Below are 24396 nucleotides of genomic sequence, written 5' to 3'. Positions count from 1 at the left end.
GGGCTTTTTTTTATTCAGTTTTTATTCTTCTGCTTCATCATTAGGCAATAGATCGCCCTCTAAAATCCCAAGATCCTCTTGCTCCATATTCATGTTTTCATGCTGATCTTTTTGGTCATAACAATAACTCTTCACCAGGTTGATTGGATTTACAAAGAAGCCGTCTCTAATAACACCAAAGTGCAAGTGAGCTCCCGTTGCATACCCTGTGCGCCCCACTTGTCCAATTTGATCTTCCATGCTCACACGCATTCCTACGCGCAGACCTTTTTGAAATTTCTTTAAATGGATGTAAGTCGTCTGGTAGCCATTGTCATGGAGGATGGTAACAAATTTTCCTTTTGAACGTGTTCTAGCGATTGTCACCACCTCGCCTTCAAGGGCCGGGTAAACCGGAGTTCCACTTGGAGCAACGAAATCAATTCCGTTGTGCGGTTGATGTCTTCTCGTCACCGGGTGTCTACGATTCAGCTGGAATAAACTTGAGACGCGGCTTGATCTCACTGGAGCGTAAAAAGGTTTGTCTGCCAGCTCATAATCTTCAGAGAGAAGTTTCCATGCAAAAGTCTCTGGATCAATTTTTAAAATCTTTTTTGAAAGAGCGTGACCGATAACGAGTGAAGCTTGAAGAACGCTTCCTTGTTTAACCAGCCTTCCATTTTCATAATATTGTCTCACGTCCATGCTATAAGAAGCATTAGTGCGAAGACCTTTTGTTGTTGAGAAGTCTTCTTTAAAAGCTTCACTCATTTGTATTGCAATTTTTTCAACACCCACATCGTTCATCAATGTGTCGTAAAGCGTCCCGCGGATTTCACCTTCAATTCTTTTGATCTCTGATTCAAAAACGCCGTCAGACTTTTCAACATCAACTAACGAATCAGATTTCATAATCGTATAAATATCGTTTGAATCCTGGTCGTAAAGTTTTAGAGTGAAATTTGAAGCATTGTATTCTGGCCCAACAAAAGTCTGGTGTTCAGAAGAAATGATGAGTTCATCTAGTTCTGGCATTTTCTTTTCGAGAGCTGCAATTTCCTGGGCCTTAAATCCATAACGGCCAAGAATTGCAGAAGCTCTCTCGATCGCTTGAACACTTTGAGAAAAAGACATCAACAGCATTAGGCATAAGAATGTTTTAGTCATAAGTGGTCTCTAGAATTGGTGGGATATCAGCGTTTATTTTAAGGAAGCGCGAAGCGAAATGACTAATAAAGAACTCTTACATCTCGCGTGAATTCTATTAATAATTCGCTTCTTACGCCTCCTTGAAACTAAAATTTATCTTAATTTCGCCATATTCATCCACGAAGGCGTGACTTCGTCGAGAAACCCTGAAACTTCCATCTTCTCTGTAGGGTGACGATAGCCATTTAAAAACCCTGAGTCGACATAGAAAACGCCGCTGGACATCTCTTCATTTTTTAAACCGTAAACGTTTCCATTTCTTCCTGTCGCTCTCCATTTGCCAAGTATCTTTTTGCGTTCTGTGAATGGAAAAGCAGTCGGCTCTGTATCGAGATCATATGTCCCAACTTCAAGAATCTGATTCAATTTGTTTGCAGGATCAATAATGATTGAACCACCATCTCTGTATGCTCTCCAATAAGCATCCACATCGCGATCGTTAAGACCTAGCGATTTTATCACTTCTGCTCTGTCAGCGCGAAGTCCTGCTGTTTTTGTCATGATATACTTCCACTGGCGAGAGACTCCATTATAATTTCTTAAGCTCGGATCCATGAGAGCTTCACGAGCGTAAATTTTAATAATCGGTGTTCCCGTTTCGATGATTTGTCTTAAATAAGCAATCGCTTCATTATTATTTCTTGTGCAGCCTGAACTTCTTGGATTAGAAACTACATTGATCATAAACTTTTTTGTCTTCTTGATATATTTGTCTTTATCTTCACCCCAGCCAAGAGTTCCGTGCATCCATTGTCCAAAAGGATTTGGCGCAACAAAAGCCGCGTACCAACCAAAAGCTCCACGCATTTTTCCTTCCTTCTCACCATCTTTTCCATCTGGCATATACTTGCCCTTAAACCAATCTCTCCAATCGTTATCTCCAATTGCTGGAGGCATTGGGTAGCCCTCTTTATACCAGGCCGGGTAATGCCCCTCAGAGTCTTGATAAAACTTCGTCCACCCTGTCACTCGGTATGAACCAAGGATTGAGCGCCCTTTGCCTTTTTCAGCTGCAGAGAGGTCTTTATCTTCCCCTACCACAACTTCAGTTTCCATAATCATTTTGTGGGGACAAGAATCATCCATACATTGCCTTTCGTAAACGCGAAGAGTTTCACTGGCCACATTGATAACCACAAAAAGTTTTCCATTAAATTCTTTATAGTCTTGCGGTCTGTCTAAAAGATATTCGAAGACAACATAGTAATGTTCAGCATCGATTAGCTTTGCGTTTGAACTGACAACTTCAATTTCAACATACTTGTTATTAATGAGATCCGTGCTAATCAAACGGACTTTATCATTGAGATTTAAGAGCCCCATGACTTTGGCGCTATCTTCTGGAGTGGAGCGAACTCTAAGCCCATTGGTAGCGATATAATAAACCTTATCGTAAGCACCAACAGTGTACGGATTCAGCTCTTGCCCAAGTGCAGGTTTGATAGGCAGTGAAAACAAAATCGCGAGAAAAATAAATTCTAAAACTTTCATGACTCCCCTCTCTTTTTCTTGTAAATAAAAAAAGCCTAGGGAAAGTTAACAGGCTCACTTTTTAAAGACAACCCTAAAGTTGATTGATTTTGTTTAGTCTTTTTATTCAAACTAACTATCTAAAATAACTAGATTTTATCAACAACTTGACCATATTTCAGATTAGCCTTATATTTAACCAAATAGTTAATTAACCGACAGGTAAAATAACATGCTGATGCAAACAGACCAATTAAGCTTAACCTTCTCTGCGCTCGCTGATCCAACCAGAAGAGCGATGCTTGCTCAACTCTCAGAAGGAGAAGCAAGTGTAACGGATTTAGCAAAACCATTTTTAAAAGACATGAGTCTTCCGGCCATCACCAAACACTTAAAGGTGTTGGAGCGCGCAGGACTTATTACCAAAACAAAAGAAGCTCAGTGGAGACCATGCAAGCTCAATGCTGAAGCACTAAAAGATGCCACAGAGTGGATGGAGCAATACCGAATCTTTTGGGAAGAAAGTTTTGATCGCCTTGATGAGTATTTAAAAACTGTGACCTCTCAGAATAATAAAAAAACTAAACCTACTAAGAAGGGGAAAAAGTCATGAGTGCAAAACATAAACCGAATGAACTTTATATTGAAAGAATTTACGATGCTCCTGTAAAAGCAGTTTGGGATGCTTGGACTGACCCGGATCAAATAGCAAAATGGTGGGGGCCTCGCGGTTTTACTCACACAACTAAAAGCAAAGATTTTCGCCCCGGTGGAAAGTGGATTTATACCATGCATGGACCAGATGGAGTGGATTGGCCAAATATTACAACTTATCACGAGATTGTTCCCTACTCTCGCCTGATGTACGACCACGGTGGCAACGATGAAAGAGAAGCTCTTTTTAGAGTGACTGTGAATTTTATCGAACTAAAAAATAATAAAACAAAAATGGAAATGTGGATGGCACTTCCTACTCCAGAAGCTGCCAAGGAAATTGCCAAGTTTATTAAGCAAGCTGGTGGAACTGCGACTTGGGACCGTCTTGCTGAACACTTGGAGAAAAAATCTTCAGGGAAAGAAAATTTTGTTATCAACCGTACATTCGAAGCACCTATTGCTCTTGTGTTTGATATGTTCACAAAACCAGAGCACTTCACCAAGTGGCTTGCTCCGACGGGAATGAACATGGTGTACTTAAAAGACGACATCAAGGTCGGTGATTACACTATTTGTAAAATGAGCGATGCCCAGGGTTTCACTCTGTATAACAAGGCCCAGTACCAAGAAATCACGAAACCAAACCGCATTGTGTACACTCAAGAGTTTTGCGATGAAAAAGGAAATATTACCAAAGCTCCTTTTGATCCAAATTGGCCGACAACAATGAAGACGACAGTGACATTAACTGAAGAAACTCCAACTCTCACTCGCGTAACTGTCAACTGGGAGCTTGCCGGTGACTTTACTCAAATTGAGCTTGAAACTTTCATCAAAGAAAGAGGCGGCATGACTGTTGGATGGACAGGGTCATTTGATAAACTTGAAGAGTATTTGAAAACGATCTAAAAAAACTCAGGCCCCCGGCAAAGATCGGGGGCCCTTCCACTTATCTCATTTGACGATAGTGAAATAATGGACGATCCTGATGGATTGAAAGTGCCCTTGAATAAAGTTCTTGAGGTTTAGTGATTGAACTATCCGATGCCATAATTTCGTTCGTTACAAAGTAATGACATAAAAATCCCATAAAAAGTGCAATTAAAAGAATAAGGATGTTGGAATTTAAAAATTCTTTAAACTTGGCTTTCATTTTTCCTCCAAAAAATGCAGGGTTAAAGTTAAACTTCCTATTCATTATACGAGTCTTTAACAATTAGGTTTCGACCTCCTTGAAATATTGTGGGCATATTTATTTTGGGATGGCCGAAAAAAAAGTCAAGACTGGCCAATGTAAAAAAAACTCTACAAAAATGCTCGAGAAATTTACTTGTGTGTGCCAACAAATCTCAAATACTTCCATGACCACAAAAGAGTTCCCATAGTTAAAACAAAAGAACTATAGCCCAAGTGCCTCAAGTAGCCTTCGGGCATAAGAATGGCAGAGACTCTTGTAGCGGCGGCCAGTGTCACTAAAAAGGCTACAATATAAAGAACTTTTGAATTCTCAAGCTTTTTATCACCAGGCCCGTGAGACTGAAGCACCCTGGTTGCAATAAGGAACGACAAAAGGAGAATTCCGCTAAAAAAGAAAGCGTGCCCACTATGAATCGCTCCCTCAATCCAAAGCACTTTTAACAAGAAACTAAAAAGAATCGCCCAGCAAGAAAACCAAATACACCAGGTCAAAACAGATCTGTCTTTAGGCCGGATATAAAGTTTCCAATAGACCAAAGATATAGTTGCAACAACAAGAAGACGTAAAATGGCGCCTGGAGTTCCCGGAAGAAAATAGCTACCGATAAAAGTGGCGATCAATCCGTAAAAATGCAGAGGAACAGTCAGGAAAAAATTCTTCTCATTTTCATAACGTTTTCTTTGAGTCTGGACGATTTCAACGTGCCCAAGAATTCCGGGAACCAGCCTGCTTCCTACTCCTAAAATGATCGCGGCAATGGCACCTTCATAGTGCAGCCCTTTATAAACATCTTCTAAAGTCAGGGCACTGGTTATGGCCGAAAAAATCCAAAGAAGCAGCCCCACTAAGATGAAAACAAAAGAGTACGGTGGATTTACCTTTCTCTTTGTTATTCTTCTTACGAGAAAAAGAAGAATAAAGAAGGCCTGTGAAGCCGACACCCAATACATCAAAGATTCTCTATCTTGAAAGGCAAACACCAGACCAACCATCGTCAGGATAAAAAAGCCAATCGTCTCAAAAAGTGAAGCTGTTTTAGTTTGTGAAAACTTCGGCACAGCGGTCATTAAAAAACCAGCGATAAACGCCCCACTAAAACCATTAAGCATCAAATAGCGATGAGCAAGAACCGGATAATTTTGTTGAATCCATATTTGCGGAAGCCATAAGAGTGTTCCCCACAACAAGAAGACAACTCCTAGTGGGAAATAAAAGCGATAAGGTTCTTTTTGAACGTAGGCAAAGTAGGTTTTCATGATCTCATCATACTAGAGATCATAGAAAATAAACTGACCTGAATCAGCTTTAATAAATATAAACGTCTTCGAGTTTTTTGACTTTCAGGCCTTCGCCGTACTCTTCGTCTTTAAGCATGATCTGTCGTGCAATCTGCCCTTTAACAACCAGTAGACGTCGTGGCGTATGCTTGAGCATTTCAAGCACTTTCTTAATGTGTGTGACTGAACCAAAATCGTAGATAAAAAAGATGTCACCTTCAGGCAACTCGCTCATTTTATCCAAATCAATCGCTGCCAGCTTTTTATCGTGACAGCCAAGAGTTCCAAGAAGCCTGTTGCCCTCATCGACTCTTTCTTTAACGATCTCCACTCCTAAAAATTCTGAGCGTGGATAGAAGTGATGAAGAAAGACACCTATTCTTCCATAACCTGCACCAAGATCAATCACCCTCTCACCTGCTTTCGGTTTGATGATTTCAAACATGACCTTTAAATCGTGGTAGCTCGTTTGAAGAATTTGAAAATCGAGCCCAATCCAGGTTTGTGCTCCTCCATGAAGAACAGGCCCCCATTGATCAAACTGTGATTCTGGTAAAAGTCTTTTTGCTTTTGACTGCAGAATTTCTTCTGTTTGTTTGATATTGAATCCAAGCTCTAAATCAATTTGAGAAGAGATATGTCTTTTTGTAATGCTGTGATCGACGAAATGATTGAGAGGTGAAAAAATATCACTTAGATTTTTTTGAGATGTTTTATGTCGAGAGATTAAGGGAAGATCAAAATCCATATTGACCTCTTAAATAAAATCATAACCCAACTATAAAAAAGTGCAAGCCGACCTTTGATTTGCTTCATTCTTTATGTTATTTGGATACCTTATGAAAAAGAAAATCATCCTTGCCGTCACTCTGACAATCATCTTAGCCCTTGTAATCGCTTACTTTTACAAGGCCAATCAGGAAGCTAAAAAGAAGCTCATCACGACTCAACCGGTGTATGTCGCCGCTTTAAAAGAGGCCTTTGAAAGTAAGGCCATTAATCTTGAAGGCGCTTGTGCAAACCCTTCTCTTCTTCCATCTGGGACTGTGGAGCTAAAGGATGAAGAACAAAAAAAGCGCTTCGAGTATCTTTGCGAGGATCTTAAAATCCATAAAGGACTCGAGGAGAATTTCGCTTCTAATACTGACTACCGCTACTTCCTTGAGTGCGCACAAAAATACGCTCAAGATATAGAGCAACTCAAAGATGATTTAAAGGCACACTACCCAGAGGATTATCAGGCGCTGAATTTCAAACAAGAAGACATTCTTTTAAAATACCTGAAACACCCGTCATCTGCTTATCTTCAAGTTCAATGTGAAGCTAAGGCCGAAGCCCTTTATTGGAACTCAATTGTGAATTCTGGCAAAGTCGAAGACTTAAAATTTTGCCTGGAGACATTGGAAGGATGTGTAAACGGTTTCACTAAGGCCGAAGAATGTCCTGCAAAGTTCAAGAATTACTATGATGATTGCACAAAAAAGCTAAACAAGCTGCGACACTAGGGTCCAAAAAAATAAGCTAGCCGATGTCCTCCGCTGACGCTAGCATTTAACTACATTTCATTTCTCGGAGGTTATAAAATGAAAAGATTATTATCCCTTGCGCTTCTTCTCGGTTTCACCTCTCTGGCTTCTGCCCAAACTCCAGAAGTCGTTCAAGAAAACGAAAAAGCTCCTATCTTTCTTCAGTACTGTAGCCATTTCGGCACAGGTGTAAGCTACTCTTTCCAGAGCTGTGTAAACTCAAACTTCTCTTCGATTTCTCGCGTGACGGGAGGATTCTTCCAGCACTGTATGAACTTCGGCCAGGAAGTGGATTATGGATTCACGAGCTGTGTGAATAACGGTTTTAGAGAGGCTCAACGCCAACTTGAAAACACAGTATGGATGCAATCGTGTATGAACTTTGACCGCAAGACTTTGGACTACTCGTTCATCAGTTGTGTGAACTCAAACTTCAGCGCGATCCAAAGAGAAATTTCATCTAGAAACTAATTCCAAAGCAGGCAGATGATATTTTCGTCTGCCTGCTTCTTCTTTTATTAAAATCTATAATAATTTTTCTTCTCTTTATACTTGATTGGAATCTGATCAAATTTTTCCTTAAACATGAAATGAAATAAATCTTCAATATCTTGATTGCTACTTAAATAGTGGCGGTGTTCAGAACCAGCGAGCCCCGAAACATCGAAGTATAAAGCATTCGCTGCAATTCGAGTGTTAAGGAAAAGCAGGTTATCAAATCCTCTTCCAAGCCCTAAGCGGTCATCATTTTTAGAAGCAAGGTCAATCTCCGTGTAGTCGTGTCCAACAGAAGCAAGAAGAACAGCATCTTTATTATTGGTTACGACATAAACATCATGAGACATATTAAGAGTTGAAAGCCATTTTTTATGTCCAGTAAAAGGAGTGTCTGCTCCCGTTAGAATAATGGAATCAAAAAAGCTAGGGTCTTGAATATCGTTTTTAGACTTCTCAAGATAATTTTTAAGAACAATATTCCCCATTGAGTGAAACATTAAAAACATCTTGTGGTCTTTAAAAAATTCAGCATCATTCTTTTTAAAACGATAAACTTCATGCAGACCGAGGTCTAATTGCCTGCTTCCTTCATATGTGTTATCCACCGGGCGCCCTAAAGCATTATTCCACGAATCCCAGTGAAGCATTAACACGCGCACATTATAGATCTGCTCAACCTTGTTAATGTTATTCCATTCTTTTTCCAGTGTATGGCTTCTACCATGTACATAAAAAAGAATATTCTTGTCTGGTGATTCAACTGTCAGTTGATTTAAAAGTTTGGAAACATCTGAAGCTTGATAGGTCGTCATATCGTTGGAGATATAAAAACCTGTGGCCCCTGTGGCGTCTCCGGCAAATGTGTTGAAAGCAATCAGGAAGAAAGCAATGAAGAGAAAAGAAAATTTCATGCAATAACCTTGGTAGGGAGGGACATGCCCATTTTGCTAGAAATCGCGGCCAATCTAAACTCTATTTGACGAAGGCAAAAAAATTGAAGACTTGAGTCTTAATTTGGTAAGGATACCACTTCTAAAAAAGCGACTATGTTTGGAGGCATGGCCAACATCGTTATTATTTTCGCTCTGGCAAGTAGTGCTATTTACTTGGCCGTGTATAAACCATTTTAGTAGATTAACAAAACATTAACTGAATTCGGCGTTTTCAAGAAAGTATCTTTTCGTTATAGTCTTACGAAAAAAACCGGGTGCCCTGCAATGAAAAAAACTTTTCTTTTATGTCTTCTTTTCTCTCTTACTAATTCACTTTTTGCCAATGATAAAATTGTTGGTGGAGATTTTGTCGATCCAGCTGTGCTAGAAACATCACACATCGTAAGCCTTGGTGGTGGATGTGCTGGAAGTATTATTGCCGCTAAGTGGATTTTAACAGCAGCTCACTGCCAACCAGTTATCAGCCGTTACGTGACAGCAGGACACATCAACCTGAAGTCGAAAGAAAGAATTAAACTTGAAGTAAAAAAAGCATACCCACATCCAAAGTATAATCCAAAAACATACAGCCACGACTTTGTCTTAATCGAATTGAAGTACGCTATTCATTTTGAAAACATGGGGCTTAAAGCAATCGATCTTTTAACTCCAACACTTGTTGAGCAAGGTGCGATTGAACCTGGAACAAAAGCAATGGCCATGGGATGGGGTTCAGTCAGAGAAGGCGGAAGTTCATCTAATCTGCTTATGTATGTTGAACTTCCGATTGTAAGTCGTGAAGTGGCCAACGCTGAAAACGCTTACAAAGGTTTAGTAGAAGAAGCGATGATCCCTGCTGGATACGCTGCTGGAAAAAAAGATTCATGCCAGGGCGATAGTGGTGGACCATTTACGATCATGGGAGCTGATGCCAAACCAATCCTTGCTGGAGTTATCAGCTGGGGTAATGGCTGTGCCCGCCCTAATCTATATGGGTTATACGCGAACGTCGCTTTTGCTTACCCATGGATTATGGAAACAATTAATAAATAATTGCCATTGACACTAATCAGAGAGAGAATATTTTTAAGGAGCACTTTATGAAAAGTTTCTTAATCGTTTCTCTCTTTTTTGCTTTCAACGCTTTTTCTCAAACAACACAAAAGCCTGATCCCCACTCTCCGATCAATGCCGAAGAGCAGATTAGAGGCTTACCTGGCGCTGCTTCAGGATATCCAAATACTATTTCAACAGATAAGAAAAACTCACTAAAAGCTCCTGCGATTGTTGCACCCACAGAAAACACTGTCCCTGCAAATTGTGCTGACAACCTTGGTGGCAAAGGTAGTGCAACTTTCACTGCTTGCGAAGCGAATAAAAAAACTAGATAGTGATCTCTTTATTTCAGTAGTGACTCAACAAAACGAGGAACTTCGGCCGAAGCCTTCCCATAATAATGCTCTTTAAAAAGTGGGCTAATCTGCGTTGACACCAAATTGATTTCTACCGTTCTGCAATCCAGAGGAACCATATCGACAAATCCTGCGGCCGGATAAACTTGCCCGCTTGTTCCTATGCAAATGAAAAGATCACACAAACGAAGATGCTCCATAATCTCTTTCATATGCATCACTGCTTCTTCAAACCACACAATGTCCGGGCGAAGCCTTCCTTTAGTCCCACAACTCTTGCACACAGATGAGAGAGTCATATCTTCAAAATGTTCGTTAGACTTCTCACATGACAGACAGCGGGCCTTCATGATTTCCCCATGCATGTGAACAACTTTTTCAGCCCCTGCTCTTTCGTGAAGATTATCGACATTCTGAGTGACGAGAAGAAAATGAGCAAACGAATTGTCCTCAAGTTCTTTTAAGGCCAGATGTGCGGCATTTGGTTTTATCTCGGGGGCCTGAAGTTTCTTTCTTCTTTCATTATAAAAACGATGAACGAGTTCCGGATTTTTTTGAAAGGCCATTGGATGGGCCACTTCTTCAATGCGATGATTTTCCCAAAGCCCATCAGCTCCACGAAAAGTTTGGATGCCAGACTCTTCAGAAATCCCGGCGCCGGTAAGAATCACGATATTGGTGTACTTCATGATCACTATTTTAAGGCAGCCTTGCTATCACTGGCAATGCACAATAAAGATGACATCATTCTTGCATACTCTTTTATGGTTAATTAAAACCAGGGAGTAAAAAATGGCACAAACAACCGACAAACTAGATTCGACGTCACCACAATTTCATTCACACTTCAACACTCCTTTTGTGGAAGTGACAAAAACGTTCAATGCCCCCGTCGAAAACGTGTGGAAGGCATGGTCAGATCCAGAAATGGTTAAAGAATGGTGGGGGCCTTATGGTTTTTCATGCCCTACTGCAAAATTAGATTTTAAAATCGACGGCAAATATCTTTTTGCGATGAAAGACCCACAAGGGCAAGTTGTCTGGAGCACAGGGATATATAAGGAAATTTTCCCTAACGAATTAATCGTCTGTACAGACCAATTTGCTGACCAAAATGGTCGCCCTATCTCTGCCCAAGAAGCTGGTATGGGCGAAGCTTGGGAGAACGCAGAGGAAACACTTATTTATTCTGTGAAATTCACAAGCCTTGGTGAAAATAAAACTGAGATCCAATTAGTTCATGAAGGAATTCCAGAATCGGAACATGATGATTGCGTGAATGGATGGAGTTCATCATTAGATAAAATGAAAAAACTTTTAGAAAGTAATTAATAAAAGTCCCCGCTCTAAAAAGCGGGGACACATATATATTAAATCTGGCCAAATCCACCGTCGGCCATAAGTTCTGCACCCACAACATAACTTGAATCTTCACTTGCCAAGAAAAGTGCTGCTTTTGCCATCTCTTCTGCCTTCCCTAATCGCTTAATTGGAGTCGACCCACCTAAATGATCCTGACCTTCTTGAGGTAATCCCATTTTATCAAAGATTGGTGTTTGGATTGGCCCTGGAGATAAAACATTGAAGCGAATATCTTCAACTGGAAATTCCGCTGTCCAGCTGCGAGCAAAATTTCTTACTGCTGCTTTAGTTGCAGAGTACACACTTGAACCTGCAAACCCTTTACTGGCCACAACTGAAGCAGTCAGGACGACAGAGCTTCCTTTATTTAAAAGTGGAATCGCTCTGGCCACTGTGAAGTAAAGACCTTTAACGTTGGTATTAAATTGATTGTCGAAATACTCTGGAGTCACTTCTAGTGTTGGTGCAAATCCTGCAACTCCCGCATTGGCAAAAAGAATGTCGAACTTTCCGTACTTCGTTTTAATATGCCCAAAAAGGCGCTCAATATCGGCAATCTTACTAACATCGGCTTGAACGATATCAAACTGCGCTCCGTATTCAAGTTTAGCCTTTTCATAAGTTTCATTTGAGCGGGCAGTGATAATCACTTGCGCCCCCTGCTCTTTAAAAAGCTTGGCAGTTGCCAGACCAATACCTGAGTTTCCACCAGTAACAAGAGCGATTTTATTAGCTAATTTAGACATAATTCATTCCTTATTTGAGGGTTCTTAATTCTGAACCGATTGGTTCAAAATATACTCCTTTAAAAAACGATTGCAACAAAAATATTGAACCGAACGGTTTTTTATGATATATTAAGCACATGGGACGCTTAAAAGCCTTTAATCGCGAAGATGTCTTAGATTCAGCTATCCAACTTTTCTGGAAGAAAGGTTACGCTGACACATCTTTATCCGATCTGGAAAAAGCAACAGGTGTGAATAAGTCTGGTCTGTATTCTGAGTTTAAAGATAAGGACGATATTTATCTTGAAAGCTTACGAAGATACCACGACAACAATCCCCTCTACGTTTTCTTAAAAGCAGATCCACTTGGCTGGCACAATATTGAGAACTATTTCAAAGACAAACTTCACTGCAAAGGCCAGAAAGGATGTTTTATGGCCTATACAGCTAGAGAGTACGCCATCATTCCAACAAAGGCGAAACAACTTCTAGAAAAAAACTCGATCGAAGTCCAAGAAATGATCTTTAAAAACATCAAGGCTGAAAAAGTTAGGAATCCAGAACTACTGACTAGCTTATTGTTGAATTTTGCAACCGGGCTGAGCCTTAAGGCCTGCAATCACAAACCAGATGACCTGGAAAAGGAATTGCTGGCCTTTATAGACATCCTTAAAAAGTCTTAATACATAAGCATGGCAGGTTTTTTAATTCTCGATTAACATAAGAGAATGAAAAAAAGCCTGTTCCTTCTTTTTATCCTTTCTTCTACTTCCTCGCATGCCGATTTTGGTGACAGTATCGCTAAAGCATTCTTTCAAAAAAAAGTAGAACACGTTTATGAAAAGGCCCTGCAATGTGATCCTTTAGAAAAAGACCCTAAATCAGGAATGGATGCCAAAGACTGGATTAAAATTCAGCCGACTCTTCCCGGTTGGCAGATGCTGGCAGAAATTGAAAAAGTCGCTAATGAAGCCAATAGCTTTGCCCGCTCAAAAAAGACCAACGATAAAATCCGCCATTGCCTGGCCGGCTGTTATATCGCTCAGAAACTGGATTATCAGTCTGCTGTTTTAGTGGGATGGTATAAAGAACTTCAGGATGCAAGTGACTGCTCGAAGAATACTTCTTTTGAAAAGAAAGACTATGAGGCAACTATTTTTGGGGCCCGCGGAGCGGACTCTGAAAAAGGTTGTGAGCGCTTTTGTAAAAAGTGATTACTCTCGAGTCCTAAAGACATTGTAGACGTTATCTAAAATAAATCTCTTATATGACCCCGGCTTCTTCTTTTTTCCACCGATGTAATTCACCATCAGAGCTTCTTTCTTCGCTTCATTAATCCAGGCGACAAAAATCGCACTATGCTCGATATCTCTATATGAGTGATTAACAAAATACAACCAATCCCCTGCTTCAAAGGTTTCAGTCTTGGCATAAGGACCTTCAAATTTACTTTTATACACAGTGATTCTTTGATTTGACGGGTATCCAGCGCGGTCGTAAACGGCATTGATATAATCCCAACAGCCACCAACTACGACATCTTGATCGGCGATCATTGATCTGGAAACCTCGAGGATTTTTCTTCCGCCTGGTGTGGCATTGGACTCTGCTCGATCCAAAATCTCTGTCTCATTGTCGATTTTGTCTTGGTCTGAACTGCGAGAGGCAGAGGCGCAGGAAATAAGTGATGTCAGTAAGGCAAGAATTATCAAAATTTTATTCATTAAAATATTCTAATCGAATGAGGATTTGAGTCAAGCTAACCTCAAATAGTTGTCACTCTCTTAAGTCAGCCAGTACATGGTAAGTGCCTTATTTATATATATTCTCATTAAAATATGTGTTCAATTTTTAGATGGAGGCTAAAATGAATCCACTAGAATTCCGATAGAAATAACCATGGTATCATCGCGTGTTTTTAGGAGAAACAAATGAAAAGAATTTTCAGTATTTTATTACTTATGACTTTAGCGTCTTGTGCCTCTTTAAACTCTCAACAAAAATCAGAGTTAAAGGAATGGCAAGCAAGCAATCTGGAAGTTCAAGAAAAAAGCCCAGGAACGGCTGCTGCTCTTAATATTCTCCCTGGTTTTGGTGATTTTTACAACGGCAATGTTGGACTTGGAATCGTCAATCTTCTCTTCTGGCCAGCCTCTATTTTATGGGCTCCAGTCGGAGGTGCAACAGGGGCCGAAGAGATTAATTATTATGTGACAAAGAAAAATGTTGAGTTGTTTGAAAAGAACAAGAAGCTCACCCAAACTAGTATTGATGAAGCTCTCTATTATAAAAAAATTAATGATCAAGAGCATATGATGGCCGTAAAAAAGCTTGCTTCGATGGATCTAAAAGAATTTAAAACAGCACTTTCAGTATATGACTTGATCCCTGCACGAATTCCTTCAAGCCAAAAATAAACAAAGGAGGATTTATGGCCTATATTACATGCCCACAATGTGGAAAAGAAGAGTTCAATACAGAAACAAATGCCTGTGAGTGTGGTTATGACAAAGGACCCAGTCGGTTCAGAAGGGTCTTAAAAATTATTCTCATTAAGAATTTTTAATTTTCGCTGGCACATTCATTAATTTGAATGTGCCTTCCTTTGTTTTTTCATCAAATCAATAATAATTGAATTCGCTTCCAAATTTTTGTGATGTCTGGCCCAGTAAAGCAGACTCTTTTTCTTATATGAGCCTTGCAAAATTTCTGGATTCTCTTCAAGTGTTTCAATCAGTGACTGCGTCTGCTTCAAACGAATGTAAGTGATAACATCTTTCACTGTATCGCGTGTGACGTTTTTGAATTCATTTTCCAAAGTGTGATAGGTGTAAAAAAAGAGCACTGGGATCGCGAGCACAAAAAGCGCCGGAAACCTCGGTGTGAAATCATCATAGACCAAACAAATCGTTATCAAGTTATAAGCCGCAAGGACGGCCATGTAATACATCAGGCAATCCAGGTATCTTCGGATGTTTTTTGAGTTGGGCAAACTCCTGGTCTTAAAGGCGTATTTTTCTAACTCAAACTTCATCCCCCTATTCTAATGATAAAAGAGGACACATCCAAAAAATCCCCTATCTACCTGAAATAGCTAAAAAACATTGCCTCTTTTCATAGGCATTATGAGTAATAACCCTACGCAAAAGGAGTATTCCTATACCCTAATCAATTTAAACTATTTGCTCTCCAATAAATAAAAAAACTATAATTTAAAAAAATTTATGGAGGATGATTTATGAGCAGTACGACAGAAAAAGAAAACAACCGAAGACGAATTACCAACAGAGACTGGTGGCCGGATATGCTCAATATCAACGTGCTTCACCAGCACACGACTGAATCAAATCCATACGGAGAAAAATTCAATTACGCCGAAGAGTTTAAAAAGCTCGATCTCGATGCAGTAAAAAAAGATATCAATGCACTCATGAGAGATTCACAAGATTGGTGGCCAGCTGACTACGGTCACTACGGACCCCTTTTTATCAGAATGGCATGGCATAGTGCTGGTACATATAGAACTGGTGATGGCCGTGGAGGTGCAGGTTCTGGAAGTCAGCGCTTCCCTCCTCTTAACAGCTGGCCTGACAACGCCAACCTGGATAAGGCGCGCATGCTTCTGTGGCCAGTAAAACAAAAATACGGAAAGAAACTTTCATGGGCAGACTTAATGGTTCTTGCAGGAAACTGCGCTCTTGAATCAATGGGCCTTGGGACATTTGGTTTCGGGGGTGGTCGCGTAGATATTTACGAAGCTGAAGAAGATATTTACTGGGGATCAGAAGATAAATGGTTGGGAGACACTCGTATCACTGAAGACAAAAAAATGGATGACCCTCTAGCGGCCATTCAAATGGGACTTATCTATGTAAACCCAGAAGGACCTGGTGGAAATCCAGACCCAATAAAATCGGCCCGCGATATTCGTGAAACATTTGCTCGTATGGCGATGAATGATGAAGAAACTGTTGCACTCGTTGCCGGTGGACACACTTTCGGGAAAGCTCACGGGGCAGGAAATGCGAAACACGTTGGTCGTGAACCAGCGGCAGGAAATATTGTTGATCAAGGTTTAGGTTGGAAAAATGCTTACCAAACTGGTCACGGTGTAGATGCCACAACAAGTGGTATTGAAGGAGCATGGAAACCAAACCCAACAAAATGGGATTCTGGTTATCTTGATATGCTTTTAAACTATGACTGGGAATTAACAAAATCTCCGGCCGGTGCCCACCAATGGCGTCCGAAAGATCGCGCAACAGATACATTAGTTGAAGATGCTCACGACCCGAAGAAAAAACATGCACCGATGATGACGACTGCAGATATGGCCATGAAGATGGACCCTATTTACGAAAAAATCGCTCGCAAGTACCACGCTGATCCACAATTGTTTGCTGAATCATTTAGAAGAGCGTGGTTTAAGCTTACTCATAGAGATATGGGACCAAAGGTTCGCTACCTTGGAAAAGAAGTTCCAAAAGAAGACCTAATCTGGCAAGACCCGATTCCAGCAGTGAATCACCAACTCATTGGGCAGGCAGATATCAAAACGCTAAAAGATAAAATCTTAGCTTCTGGACTATCGGTCTCAAGACTGGTTTCAGTTGCATGGGCTTCAGCTTCTTCTTACAGAGGATCTGATAAGCGCGGTGGTGCAAACGGAGCACGCGTAAGACTTGCTCCGCAAAATACTTGGGAGGCCAATCGTCCAAAACTTTTAAAAGAAGAATTGGAAATCTTAGAAAAGGTTCGCAAGGAATTTGGAAAGCCAGTCTCTCTTGCTGACATGATTGTCCTGGCAGGATGTGCTGCTATTGAAAAAGCTGCCGCAGATGCTGGTCATAAAGTTACTGTTCCTTTTAGACCAGGAAGAATGGACGCATCTGCAGAACAAACAGATGCTCATTCATTTGAAGTCCTGGAGCCGATCGCTGATGGCTTTAGAAACTACCTGAAAAAGAAATACAGCCTGAGTGCTGAAGAGCTTTTAATCGACAAGGCCCAACTCTTAACTCTAACGGCACCAGAGATGACTGCGCTTATTGGTGGGATGAGAGTTTTGGGAACGAATTCAGACGGATCTAATCATGGGGTCTTTACTGATAAGGTTGGAGTACTCTCAAACGATTACTTTGTGAATCTTCTTAATATGAACACTCGCTGGGAAGCGATCGATAAAGATGAGCAGCTTTTTGAAGGAAAAGAGCGCAAGTCTGGCACAAAGAAATGGACAGCAACTCGAGTGGATTTGGTCTTTGGATCAAATGCTCAGCTTCGTGCCCTCGCTGAAGTTTATGCTTCGGCAGATGGGAAAGAGAAGTTTGTGGAAGATTTTGTGAAAGCTTGGGTTAAAGTAATGGAGCTGGATAGATTTGACCTAGATCCCTCATTTAAATAATTTTTCTTGCCAGGGAGAATCTCCTATTCTTCCTGGCCCATTTCTTAATTTGCCTGTGTGAAAATTTGATTGAATCCCCAAACACTATTTTCTAAATCCTCTCGATCAAACTATGTTTTTTCCAGGAATCAGATATCCTATTTGTCATTATACACAAAATGCACACATGGAATATTTTATGTCACTATCCCTAGGGAAAAAAATCGCTTTCGGTCAGTTTATTGCTTTTATGTTCTTTATCTCATTTGCATCTGTAGTTATTTACTATCTTTATCAAATCAACACCTACAACGTTAAAGACGTCAAAATAAATTTTACACATTACCGTCTATCTCAAAAAACAAAATTACATGTCGTTCAAATTCAACAGTACCTCTCTGATATTGGTGCAACGAGAGGCGAAGATGGCCTGGATGACGGACTCGAAGAAGCAAAAAAAAACTACGAAGAGCTTCTTAAAAATCTCCAGGAAGAAAATGAACTAGCAGCTAAAGAAAATAATACCGCAATGATTGCCAAGCTGGAGGAAATTAAAAAATTTTCTGAAGTTTATTATTCTACGGGTGTAAGAATGGCAAATCTCTATATCAAAGAAGGTACAAAGGCAGGTAACACTTTTATGCCGAACTTTGATCAAGCATCCTTAGATCTTCAACAAAAAGTAGACTCCTTCTTAAATGAGGCTACAAATAATTTTGCGAAAGAAATTGAGAAAATTTCTGACACTCTCTCTTTAATTTTCAAGATTGCTATCTACTTCCCAATGATAGTTCTCGTCATTTATTCTATCTTCAGTTTTAAATTTATTAAAAATCTCACTCTCCAGATCATCAATGTGAGTGAAGAGCTAAGTGCGACGACTCCCAAACTAATCTCTTCAGCTGACTCAATGAGTTCATTGAGTGAAGAGCTTTCTTCATGTGCAACAGAACAAGCGGCTGCAGTTCAAGAGACAGCTGCCAGCATCGAAGAAATCAGCGCTATGATCAGCAAGAACTCTGATAATGCTAACAATGCCAAAATATCTTCTTTAGAAAGTTTAAACTCTGTGAAGGCCGGTCAGAAAGCAATTCATGAAATGCTTATCGCCATGAATGAAATCAGCAAGAACAACGAATCACTTAATCAATTTATTGACAAAAACAACACTGAACTAAATGAGATGGCCAATGTTATTACCAACATTGCAGAAAAAACAAAAATCATCAACGATATCGTCTTCCAAACAAAACTTCTCTCTTTTAATGCATCTGTAGAGGCAGCGAGAGCTGGTGAACAAGGAAAAGGCTTTGCTGTCGTTGCGCAAGAAATTGGTAATTTAGCGCAAATGAGTGGAAATGCGGCCAATGAAATTAAATCTGAGCTAGATTCAAGTATCAAAAAAGTAAATGACATTGTGACATCTACTAAATTAGAAATTGACTCACTTATGCGAGATGGAAAAGAAAAAATTGAAATAGGTAATGAGAAGGCCGAATACTGCAATACCCTCTTGAATGAAATTAACCATTCATCTCAAACAGCTGAATCTTTAGTTGTTGAAGTTGCCAATGCTTCAAAAGAACAATCGCAAGGAATTAGTGAAGTTAACAAGGCCATGGGGCAAATTGATGAAGTTACGGGACAGAACTCTTTAGCTTCAGAGCGCGTTTCGACAACAGCGTCACAAGTTTTAGAACTTTCCAATACGATTAATAGTGGGGCCAATAAACTTCTATTGCTTGTCAAAGGGCAACAGGTGTAAAGTAAACTTATGGAAAAGAATAAACCTTATTCAGTTGGCGATAAAGTAACATGGAAATGGGCCGGTGGAACGATTAAAGGACAAGTTGAAGAAGTTCATTTCGCTCCGATTGAAAAAATCATCAAAGGCTCAAGAATTAAACGCAACGGCTCAGTTGAAAAGCCTGCTTACCAAGTCAAATCGGAAGCGGGCAATATCGCTTTAAAACTTCACACAGAATTACAAAAAGCTGATTAAATTCTGCTCTTAACGTAATTCAATCCGCCTCTAACGGCTGCGACCTGAGCAAGGTTACAATTTTCAGCTGTGACTTTCGGGCTATCTGGATAAACCTCAGTCGTTGTTGAATACTGAGCGTCTGAAAAACCTCCACACAAGAAGAGCTTCTTCATATCGTAATAAACCACTCCATCATCTTCCATTTTTACACCGATGAGATTTCCCTCTTCGTCGGCAGGAGCAATGTGAGTGACTTTTCTTACTTCATCAATGACTGCCTTTTGAAATCCTTTTTGTGGATTAGAGGTATCACCAACAACATAAAAACCATCCGGGATTTCTGAAAACTTTTCTTCTTTTCCATCTCTAGCTGCCAGGGCCGGTCTAAAAACAGAGTTGTCCGTATCCGTTGTTTCATGAAGGTCAAAATGAACAAAGATAGAAGTTTTTTGATCTGCAATGGCCTTTAAAAAGAGACTGCACTCCTCCGCCGGGCTATTGGCGTAGAAAGAACGGTTTGGATCAATCGCAAGATTGTTCCAGCGATTGATCGTTTCATATCCCCAGGGACTCACACATGGTGTGCAAATGAAGTTGAATGTATCTGTGTAATCAGAGGCATATTTCTCCATGAAAAGAAGAGCTCCATGGACACCACTTGTTTCATATCCGTGAACTCCACCTGTAATCAGAACTGTTTTTTTAGCTGGGTCAAAATTCTTGCTTTTGATCAAGAAGACAGGATATTTTTGTGCATTTAAAGAAAGGGCCCCGTATTGAGAAACATCATAACTCTCTTTGAGTTTCATGATTTTAGTCACGACCTCATCATTGTATGAACGTTTGATTGTTTGTTCTTTAAACCAGCTTTCTTTTTCTGCTGGTCCCCATGGTGTGCGTACATTTTCTTTTTTCATGAAAAAAGTCTATCACAAAAAAACTAAAGAAAAAGAGGACGGTTTAAACTCTTTATCCAATCAATAATTTTCTCATTAAGTGGAACAAAGAAAGTTGCACTAAAACCACATGGATGATTAGACACAGCGTACTCAACACCCACAAAACGAAGGTTACCTTTTTGGTCATTCATGTAGGCACTCCCTCCAGAATCACCGTGGCAGGCACCCGGGCCATTTCCACGCATCTCTCCAACTCCCAGGCCGTTATAGCCGTTGAGTTCTTTAAGAGGTAGACGAAACAAGGCCTTATTCCCTTTCACACCATCATTTGTAATTTGGCCGTAACCAATGTGGATCAATTCTTTCCCCAAGAGTTCTTTGGTAGGAATTAAAAGCGAGGCAGGATTGATATTCCATTTTTTTAAATCGACGTCTTGGTCTAATTCAATCAAAACAATATCGCTGTAAATAGAATCGTTAATTGGATGAACGACAACCTTTGTGTTTTTAAATTGAGGTGTAACCATTGGCAGATCAGGGGCATTCTCAGTCTCCCCCATATAAACCCAGGTCTGACTCTTAAAAGTCTCTACAGAGACTTTCATTGCCTTTGCACCTGAAGAAATACAGTGAGCTGCACTTATGACAACTCTTGGGCCGATTAAAGTACCGCTACAGTAAATTTCACCAGTCTTTTGGGTTGGATCTTTTTTGTAAACTAAGGCCACAGATTGGCGAAAAGCTGAATCAGTAATTGGCGTACCATCAACGATGGCCCATGCAAATTGAGAGAAAAAACTAAAACAAATGCACAGGATGAATTTCATAGGATCGTTATTTTACTTTCTTGGTTTTGTATCCCGGTTTTGCCAGGACTTCGATATAAAAACTCTCTGCATTGTCGCTTACGACTTTATCAATCGCTTTATTAATTTCTGAAACCTGAATCACAACAGCAGAGTCTTTGTCTTTGCCAAGCTTACAATCAAAGTCCCAGTAGTCAGCGCCTTCTTTCGGAGTCTTTCTTCTCTCACGAGCGAGGTACTTATTGATTTCGTGTTTTACATAATCAACTTGTCTTGCTGGAGCTTTTTTAGGGTCAGTTAGTTTAAATTCTTTTTTCATTAAGTCCTCTTTTATTCTTTATCTTCAGTTAGAATCTTCACGTGAATCGCAGATAGACCTTTTGGTCTCTTACTGATTTTGAAGATAACTCTATCTCCGTCATAAGGAACTCCGTCTTCGCAAGCAGACTTATGAAAGAATAGATCGTCCATGTCTTCATCCGGGCGGATAAAACCAAAACCTTTTTCCAGGTCCAGGAATTTTACTTGTCCAGTGAACATGTGTCTTTGTTCAATTTTATTTTGGCGATTTACTTCTTTGATTTGTTTATCATCCCAGATAATCTCGTGAATCTTTACGACTTCTTCACCTTTATGGATTTTTTCAAGTTGTGCGATAACTGCATCTTCGGTTTGCTCATCGACCAGCATATCTTTGCGATTGCGCTTTTGAGTTTTAGTCATGTCATATCTAACGAGTTGGACTCTTACTTTTTTCATGGGAATTCCTGAGATTGATTTTGGGGGAATCTACGCCAATTTACGAGGATAGTCATGAATAAAAGAGATTAAAGTGACTTCGTTTAATCGAGCAAGGAACGAGGTCGCGAGGCCCCTCCTAAAAACGTGAACTTGGCTACTAAAAGTGCTCTCTACGCCTCTCGAGTCTGCTTTTAACTTTGCCCCTCAATCACTGATCTCAATTCACCAGCAACAGTTTTAAGGGCATCAGACTTCTGATTAACAATTTGTGCTGATGTGGCGGCTTCCTGGGCAAGTGTTGAATTAGACTGTGCCTGAACTTCAAGTTCAGCGATGGCCTTACTTACTTCGGCCACCCCTGCGGCCTGTTGTTCAGAAGCTGAGAAAATCTCTTCTACTAGCTGTGCGACTTGATCTGAGCCAGTAATGATTTTTTCCAGGGCCTCGGTGCAAACTTCTGCAGTTTGAATTCCCACTTTTACTTTTTGGTTGGCCTCTACTACCAGCCCCTCAGTCGCAGCTTTGTTCTTTTGGATAATCTGTTCTACTTTTTCAGTGCTTGAAGACAATAAATCAGAAATTTCGGTTGAAGAGTGTCCGCTCATTTCAGCAAGCTTACCAACTTCTTCTGCGACAACAGAAAAACCTTTTCCTTGTTCACCGGCACGGGCAGCTTCTACCGAAGCATTAAACGACAGGAGCTTAGTTTGAAAAACAATGTCGTTAATCACTTTCGTTTTATCAGAGATCGCCTGGAAGATCGTTAAAATTTCCTGAACCTCAATATTTGATCTATTGGTTTGCTCAGAAATTTTATTGGTCGATTCACGGATTTCTTGAATAGAGCGAATCATTTCTTCTGTGGCGTTTTTTCCTTCCATTGCCGCACTTCTTGAATCCTGCGAAGCCTCTCTTCCTCTTCTGGCCGCAGACGTGTTGGCCTGAACCATGGCATTGATCTCATCCATCGCCGTTGCAGTTTCAACCAGAGCTGCCGATTGCTCCGTTGATGAGCTAGATAAACTCTCAGACACCTTCATTAATTTTTCAGAGTTGGCATACAAATCAATTCCCGTTTGGTGAACTGAATCCGAAGAAAGAGATAATGGTTTAGCAATTGATTGGGCCAGAAAATAAATAATGAGAGAAACAATAATCAAGGCAAGGATCGAAAAGAGAACTTGAGTTTTCGCCAAAGTTATTGAGCCTGCTAACACTTTATCGACAGGGATAATGACAATTAAAGACCAGTACTTTCCCGACTCTCCCAGCTTAATTGGGGCGCTTACAATATAATCTTTTCCATCTGCTGAAAGAGAGTCTTCAACTTTCTTTTCTTCATTTGATTTTTTAATTAGCCCTTTCATAAGCTCATCAGCAAGCGGCTTCATGACCAGGTCTTTATTGGGATGAGAGACAACATTTCCATCACTGGCAATCAACATCGCATACCCGACATCGTAAGGCTTGATAGAGTTAATCAGATCAATCACGGAGTTTAAAGTGATATCAACTGAGGTGATTCCTAAAAATTTCCCATTTAAAAGGATAGGTACTGATGGAGACGTCAAAACCATCTTATCCCCAGAGTTTGTGGTGTACTCGTAAGGCTCGATCATCGATTCTTTCTTGGATTGCATTGGAATTAAATACCAGTCACCATCGCCTGGTTTGTACATTTTAACTGCCTGCTCTGCAGTTGTTGGATCAAGAACATAATCCCCTTTCCCATCTTTGCGATACCAATAACCAAAAAGACCGCTGTCTTCAGCCCCATATTTCTTAGCATGCTCGTGATCTTTTCCATCCCAGGCGTTTGGCTCCCAGAATGTTCCTGAACCGTAATAGAAATCTTTTTTACTTTTAACAATATCACTAATCATCTCAACAACCACATCACGGTTTGAAACGATTTCTTTTTCTTTCATTCTCGTCAAAGTTGAAGCAAGGCTGCGCGCCTTTGAAAAAGCTTCATTAATATCAGATTCGATATTTTTAGCGTAATTCAAGGCCAGGTAATTTGCCTTTCCAAAGGCCTCTTCCTGAATCAAAGCAGAAGATTTTTTATAGTTGTATACTGTCATGGCCACTAGGATCAGTGTGATGACTGATATAATGGCAAAGGCCATACGCGTGCGCAGGTGCTTATTCTTTAGCATAAAAGTATCCCCAATAAAGTCTTAGGCTTATTTTATCGGGGAATATAAGTAAAATTTGACTTAAGATATCCTCAAAGAGAGCATGAACAAAAATGCTCGGCTTTTTTATTTGAGTTTTTCGACAATATTATCTGAGCTTAAAAGAAGGTTTTTATAATATTCATCAGAAGATTTTT

Annotated in this window: 28 protein-coding genes; 13 read left to right on the top strand and 15 right to left on the bottom strand. The window is 40.1% G+C overall.

Going from position 1 to position 24396, the window contains the following annotated elements; translation table 11 throughout:
- Positions 1-21 precede the first annotated feature (21 nt).
- Together AC6JA8_RS04880 and AC6JA8_RS04875 are read right to left on the bottom strand one after the other, a co-directional pair.
- Positions 22-1146: a M23 family metallopeptidase gene (locus AC6JA8_RS04880; RefSeq protein WP_497976028.1), complete on the bottom strand. Its 1125-nt coding sequence runs from the start codon at positions 1144-1146 to the stop codon at positions 22-24.
- A gap of 135 nt (positions 1147-1281) precedes the next feature.
- Positions 1282-2679 (bottom strand): L,D-transpeptidase family protein, encoded by a 1398-nt coding sequence (locus tag AC6JA8_RS04875; protein WP_497976027.1) that lies wholly within the window; start codon positions 2677-2679, stop codon positions 1282-1284.
- A gap of 217 nt (positions 2680-2896) precedes the next feature.
- Between AC6JA8_RS04875 and AC6JA8_RS04870 the strand changes: the two genes are divergently transcribed.
- Both AC6JA8_RS04870 and AC6JA8_RS04865 read left to right on the top strand, forming a co-directional pair.
- Entirely contained in the window at positions 2897-3271 is a 375-nt protein-coding gene (locus tag AC6JA8_RS04870) for an ArsR/SmtB family transcription factor (RefSeq protein WP_497976026.1), read from the top strand.
- Entirely contained in the window at positions 3268-4224 is a 957-nt protein-coding gene (locus tag AC6JA8_RS04865) for an SRPBCC family protein (RefSeq protein ID WP_497976025.1), read from the top strand. The genes AC6JA8_RS04870 and AC6JA8_RS04865 overlap by 4 nt, the downstream gene beginning before the upstream one ends.
- A 40-nt stretch (positions 4225-4264) precedes the next feature.
- On the opposite strand, the gene AC6JA8_RS04860 is transcribed toward AC6JA8_RS04865, so the two are convergent.
- From AC6JA8_RS04860 to AC6JA8_RS04850, 3 genes are all read right to left on the bottom strand, one after another.
- Complete coding sequence (locus AC6JA8_RS04860; protein ID WP_497976024.1) at positions 4265-4468, bottom strand: hypothetical protein; 204 nt, start codon at positions 4466-4468, stop codon at positions 4265-4267.
- Between the two features lie 173 nt (positions 4469-4641).
- Complete coding sequence (locus AC6JA8_RS04855) at positions 4642-5769, bottom strand: NnrS family protein (RefSeq protein ID WP_497976023.1); 1128 nt, start codon at positions 5767-5769, stop codon at positions 4642-4644.
- A 49-nt stretch (positions 5770-5818) separates the two neighbouring features.
- Positions 5819-6538 (bottom strand): class I SAM-dependent methyltransferase, encoded by a 720-nt coding sequence (locus AC6JA8_RS04850; RefSeq protein WP_497976022.1) that lies wholly within the window; start codon positions 6536-6538, stop codon positions 5819-5821.
- Between the two features lie 91 nt (positions 6539-6629).
- Here AC6JA8_RS04850 and AC6JA8_RS04845 point away from each other — a divergent pair, with 91 nt between their 5' ends.
- On the top strand, positions 6630-7295 hold the full coding sequence (locus AC6JA8_RS04845; protein WP_497976021.1) for a hypothetical protein: 666 nt from the start codon (positions 6630-6632) through the stop codon (positions 7293-7295).
- Positions 7296-7373: 78 nt separating this feature from the next.
- Positions 7374-7787 (top strand): hypothetical protein, encoded by a 414-nt coding sequence (locus AC6JA8_RS04840; protein WP_497976020.1) that lies wholly within the window; start codon positions 7374-7376, stop codon positions 7785-7787.
- A 47-nt stretch (positions 7788-7834) separates the two neighbouring features.
- Here AC6JA8_RS04840 and AC6JA8_RS04835 read toward each other — a convergent pair whose 3' ends face one another.
- Positions 7835-8725, bottom strand: a complete 891-nt coding sequence (locus tag AC6JA8_RS04835) for a hypothetical protein (RefSeq protein ID WP_497976019.1) — start codon at positions 8723-8725, stop codon at positions 7835-7837.
- Positions 8726-9031: 306 nt separating this feature from the next.
- On the opposite strand from AC6JA8_RS04835, the gene AC6JA8_RS04830 reads away from it, so the two are divergent.
- Complete coding sequence (locus AC6JA8_RS04830) at positions 9032-9799, top strand: serine protease (RefSeq protein ID WP_497976018.1); 768 nt, start codon at positions 9032-9034, stop codon at positions 9797-9799.
- 47 nt (positions 9800-9846) lie between these two features.
- Positions 9847-10137, top strand: a complete 291-nt coding sequence (locus tag AC6JA8_RS04825; protein WP_497976017.1) for a hypothetical protein — start codon at positions 9847-9849, stop codon at positions 10135-10137.
- An 8-nt stretch (positions 10138-10145) separates the two neighbouring features.
- On the opposite strand, the gene AC6JA8_RS04820 is transcribed toward AC6JA8_RS04825, so the two are convergent.
- On the bottom strand, positions 10146-10847 hold the full coding sequence (locus AC6JA8_RS04820) for an SIR2 family NAD-dependent protein deacylase (protein WP_497976016.1): 702 nt from the start codon (positions 10845-10847) through the stop codon (positions 10146-10148).
- A gap of 103 nt (positions 10848-10950) precedes the next feature.
- On the opposite strand from AC6JA8_RS04820, the gene AC6JA8_RS04815 reads away from it, so the two are divergent.
- Positions 10951-11490, top strand: a complete 540-nt coding sequence (locus AC6JA8_RS04815; protein ID WP_497976015.1) for an SRPBCC family protein — start codon at positions 10951-10953, stop codon at positions 11488-11490.
- A gap of 38 nt (positions 11491-11528) precedes the next feature.
- Here AC6JA8_RS04815 and AC6JA8_RS04810 read toward each other — a convergent pair whose 3' ends face one another.
- Positions 11529-12266 (bottom strand): SDR family oxidoreductase, encoded by a 738-nt coding sequence (locus AC6JA8_RS04810; protein WP_497976014.1) that lies wholly within the window; start codon positions 12264-12266, stop codon positions 11529-11531.
- Between the two features lie 119 nt (positions 12267-12385).
- Here AC6JA8_RS04810 and AC6JA8_RS04805 point away from each other — a divergent pair, with 119 nt between their 5' ends.
- Both AC6JA8_RS04805 and AC6JA8_RS04800 read left to right on the top strand, forming a co-directional pair.
- Entirely contained in the window at positions 12386-12931 is a 546-nt protein-coding gene (locus AC6JA8_RS04805; RefSeq protein ID WP_497976013.1) for a TetR/AcrR family transcriptional regulator, read from the top strand.
- 45 nt (positions 12932-12976) lie between these two features.
- Positions 12977-13462: a hypothetical protein gene (locus AC6JA8_RS04800; protein ID WP_497976012.1), complete on the top strand. Its 486-nt coding sequence runs from the start codon at positions 12977-12979 to the stop codon at positions 13460-13462.
- Here the strand turns inward: AC6JA8_RS04800 and AC6JA8_RS04795 are convergent, their stop codons facing one another.
- Positions 13463-13972: a hypothetical protein gene (locus tag AC6JA8_RS04795; protein ID WP_497976011.1), complete on the bottom strand. Its 510-nt coding sequence runs from the start codon at positions 13970-13972 to the stop codon at positions 13463-13465.
- A gap of 207 nt (positions 13973-14179) precedes the next feature.
- On the opposite strand from AC6JA8_RS04795, the gene AC6JA8_RS04790 reads away from it, so the two are divergent.
- Entirely contained in the window at positions 14180-14665 is a 486-nt protein-coding gene (locus AC6JA8_RS04790) for a hypothetical protein (RefSeq protein ID WP_497976010.1), read from the top strand.
- Between the two features lie 167 nt (positions 14666-14832).
- On the opposite strand, the gene AC6JA8_RS04785 is transcribed toward AC6JA8_RS04790, so the two are convergent.
- Positions 14833-15282, bottom strand: a complete 450-nt coding sequence (locus AC6JA8_RS04785) for a hypothetical protein (protein WP_497976009.1) — start codon at positions 15280-15282, stop codon at positions 14833-14835.
- Positions 15283-15486: 204 nt separating this feature from the next.
- Here AC6JA8_RS04785 and katG point away from each other — a divergent pair, with 204 nt between their 5' ends.
- The 3 genes from katG to AC6JA8_RS04770 all read left to right on the top strand — a co-directional run bounded on the left by katG (position 15487) and on the right by AC6JA8_RS04770 (position 19633).
- Positions 15487-17652 carry a catalase/peroxidase HPI gene (gene katG / locus AC6JA8_RS04780; protein ID WP_497976008.1) on the top strand — a complete coding sequence of 722 codons (2166 nt, stop codon included), beginning with the start codon at positions 15487-15489 and terminating at the stop codon, positions 17650-17652.
- A gap of 178 nt (positions 17653-17830) precedes the next feature.
- The gene (locus AC6JA8_RS04775) at positions 17831-19396 is read left to right on the top strand and encodes a methyl-accepting chemotaxis protein (protein WP_497976007.1); all 1566 of its coding nucleotides are present in this window, start codon (positions 17831-17833) and stop codon (positions 19394-19396) included.
- Positions 19397-19405: 9 nt separating this feature from the next.
- Positions 19406-19633, top strand: coding sequence for a hypervirulence associated TUDOR domain-containing protein (locus AC6JA8_RS04770; protein ID WP_142409930.1), 228 nt, complete (start codon positions 19406-19408; stop codon positions 19631-19633).
- Here the strand turns inward: AC6JA8_RS04770 and AC6JA8_RS04765 are convergent.
- The 5 genes from AC6JA8_RS04765 to AC6JA8_RS04745 all read right to left on the bottom strand — a co-directional run bounded on the left by AC6JA8_RS04765 (position 19630) and on the right by AC6JA8_RS04745 (position 24220).
- Positions 19630-20532, bottom strand: coding sequence for a M14 family metallopeptidase (locus AC6JA8_RS04765; RefSeq protein ID WP_497976006.1), 903 nt, complete (start codon positions 20530-20532; stop codon positions 19630-19632). The genes AC6JA8_RS04770 and AC6JA8_RS04765 overlap by 4 nt on opposite strands.
- A gap of 23 nt (positions 20533-20555) precedes the next feature.
- Positions 20556-21341 (bottom strand): trypsin-like serine protease, encoded by a 786-nt coding sequence (locus tag AC6JA8_RS04760; protein WP_497976005.1) that lies wholly within the window; start codon positions 21339-21341, stop codon positions 20556-20558.
- Positions 21342-21348: 7 nt separating this feature from the next.
- Positions 21349-21639, bottom strand: a complete 291-nt coding sequence (locus AC6JA8_RS04755) for a DUF6172 family protein (protein ID WP_497976004.1) — start codon at positions 21637-21639, stop codon at positions 21349-21351.
- A gap of 11 nt (positions 21640-21650) precedes the next feature.
- A complete protein-coding gene (locus AC6JA8_RS04750; protein ID WP_497976003.1) occupies positions 21651-22079 on the bottom strand; it encodes a cold-shock protein in 429 nt (142 codons plus the stop codon).
- 173 nt (positions 22080-22252) lie between these two features.
- Positions 22253-24220, bottom strand: coding sequence for a methyl-accepting chemotaxis protein (locus AC6JA8_RS04745; protein WP_497976002.1), 1968 nt, complete (start codon positions 24218-24220; stop codon positions 22253-22255).
- Positions 24221-24396 lie beyond the last annotated feature (176 nt).

The sequence above is a fragment of the Bacteriovorax sp. HI3 genome, assembly GCF_059738875.1.
This window is presented reverse-complemented; position numbering and strand designations above follow the sequence as displayed.

Bases quoted from the DNA above. Each gene is read 5' to 3' on its own strand.
- AC6JA8_RS04810 (WP_497976014.1), bottom strand. From the start codon at position 12,266: ATGTCTAAATTAGCTAATAAAATCGCTCTTGTTACTGGTGGAAACTCA.
- AC6JA8_RS04745 (WP_497976002.1), bottom strand. From the start codon at position 24,220: ATGCTAAAGAATAAGCACCTGCGCACGCGTATGGCCTTTGCCATTATA.
- AC6JA8_RS04870 (WP_497976026.1), top strand. From the start codon at position 2,897: ATGCAAACAGACCAATTAAGCTTAACCTTCTCTGCGCTCGCTGATCCA.
- AC6JA8_RS04880 (WP_497976028.1), bottom strand. From the start codon at position 1,146: ATGACTAAAACATTCTTATGCCTAATGCTGTTGATGTCTTTTTCTCAA.
- AC6JA8_RS04840 (WP_497976020.1), top strand. From the start codon at position 7,374: ATGAAAAGATTATTATCCCTTGCGCTTCTTCTCGGTTTCACCTCTCTG.
- AC6JA8_RS04815 (WP_497976015.1), top strand. From the start codon at position 10,951: ATGGCACAAACAACCGACAAACTAGATTCGACGTCACCACAATTTCAT.
- AC6JA8_RS04830 (WP_497976018.1), top strand. From the start codon at position 9,032: ATGAAAAAAACTTTTCTTTTATGTCTTCTTTTCTCTCTTACTAATTCA.
- AC6JA8_RS04785 (WP_497976009.1), bottom strand. From the start codon at position 15,282: ATGAAGTTTGAGTTAGAAAAATACGCCTTTAAGACCAGGAGTTTGCCC.
- AC6JA8_RS04750 (WP_497976003.1), bottom strand. From the start codon at position 22,079: ATGAAAAAAGTAAGAGTCCAACTCGTTAGATATGACATGACTAAAACT.
- AC6JA8_RS04755 (WP_497976004.1), bottom strand. From the start codon at position 21,639: ATGAAAAAAGAATTTAAACTAACTGACCCTAAAAAAGCTCCAGCAAGA.
- AC6JA8_RS04855 (WP_497976023.1), bottom strand. From the start codon at position 5,769: ATGAAAACCTACTTTGCCTACGTTCAAAAAGAACCTTATCGCTTTTAT.
- AC6JA8_RS04775 (WP_497976007.1), top strand. From the start codon at position 17,831: ATGTCACTATCCCTAGGGAAAAAAATCGCTTTCGGTCAGTTTATTGCT.
- AC6JA8_RS04795 (WP_497976011.1), bottom strand. From the start codon at position 13,972: ATGAATAAAATTTTGATAATTCTTGCCTTACTGACATCACTTATTTCC.
- AC6JA8_RS04765 (WP_497976006.1), bottom strand. From the start codon at position 20,532: ATGAAAAAAGAAAATGTACGCACACCATGGGGACCAGCAGAAAAAGAA.
- AC6JA8_RS04805 (WP_497976013.1), top strand. From the start codon at position 12,386: ATGGGACGCTTAAAAGCCTTTAATCGCGAAGATGTCTTAGATTCAGCT.
- AC6JA8_RS04865 (WP_497976025.1), top strand. From the start codon at position 3,268: ATGAGTGCAAAACATAAACCGAATGAACTTTATATTGAAAGAATTTAC.
- AC6JA8_RS04825 (WP_497976017.1), top strand. From the start codon at position 9,847: ATGAAAAGTTTCTTAATCGTTTCTCTCTTTTTTGCTTTCAACGCTTTT.
- AC6JA8_RS04770 (WP_142409930.1), top strand. From the start codon at position 19,406: ATGGAAAAGAATAAACCTTATTCAGTTGGCGATAAAGTAACATGGAAA.
- AC6JA8_RS04860 (WP_497976024.1), bottom strand. From the start codon at position 4,468: ATGAAAGCCAAGTTTAAAGAATTTTTAAATTCCAACATCCTTATTCTT.
- AC6JA8_RS04845 (WP_497976021.1), top strand. From the start codon at position 6,630: ATGAAAAAGAAAATCATCCTTGCCGTCACTCTGACAATCATCTTAGCC.
- AC6JA8_RS04820 (WP_497976016.1), bottom strand. From the start codon at position 10,847: ATGAAGTACACCAATATCGTGATTCTTACCGGCGCCGGGATTTCTGAA.
- katG (WP_497976008.1), top strand. From the start codon at position 15,487: ATGAGCAGTACGACAGAAAAAGAAAACAACCGAAGACGAATTACCAAC.
- AC6JA8_RS04790 (WP_497976010.1), top strand. From the start codon at position 14,180: ATGAAAAGAATTTTCAGTATTTTATTACTTATGACTTTAGCGTCTTGT.
- AC6JA8_RS04835 (WP_497976019.1), bottom strand. From the start codon at position 8,725: ATGAAATTTTCTTTTCTCTTCATTGCTTTCTTCCTGATTGCTTTCAAC.
- AC6JA8_RS04875 (WP_497976027.1), bottom strand. From the start codon at position 2,679: ATGAAAGTTTTAGAATTTATTTTTCTCGCGATTTTGTTTTCACTGCCT.
- AC6JA8_RS04800 (WP_497976012.1), top strand. From the start codon at position 12,977: ATGAAAAAAAGCCTGTTCCTTCTTTTTATCCTTTCTTCTACTTCCTCG.
- AC6JA8_RS04760 (WP_497976005.1), bottom strand. From the start codon at position 21,341: ATGAAATTCATCCTGTGCATTTGTTTTAGTTTTTTCTCTCAATTTGCA.
- AC6JA8_RS04850 (WP_497976022.1), bottom strand. From the start codon at position 6,538: ATGGATTTTGATCTTCCCTTAATCTCTCGACATAAAACATCTCAAAAA.